1 protein-coding gene is annotated in these 235 nt (G+C 63.4%); it reads left to right on the plus strand.

What is annotated here, in order from left to right; genetic code table 11:
- Nucleotides 1–37 precede the first annotated feature (37 nt).
- Nucleotides 38–235 (plus strand): Rid family hydrolase (locus CH341_RS35600; RefSeq protein ID WP_245431370.1); only part of this gene is annotated, 198 nt, incomplete at its 3' end.

Below are 235 nucleotides of genomic sequence, written 5' to 3' on the forward strand. Positions count from 1 at the left end.
CTGAATTGCCGCTGTTTGACTGAGGCTGGTAACCACAATGCGCAAGAACATCTCGTCGGCGAGCCCGTTCGAGCCGATTATCGGCTTCTCGCGGGCGGTCAGGATCGGCAACCGCGTTCTGATCGGTGGTACGGCGCCGATCGGCGAGGATGGCAAAGCGTTTGCCGTCGGAGATGCGGCGGCGCAGACGCGCCGCTCGATCGAGATCGCCAGGATCGCGCTCGAAGAAGCGGGT

It is taken from the genome of Rhodoplanes roseus (assembly GCF_003258865.1).
GTDB classification, from domain to species: domain Bacteria; phylum Pseudomonadota; class Alphaproteobacteria; order Rhizobiales; family Xanthobacteraceae; genus Rhodoplanes; species Rhodoplanes roseus.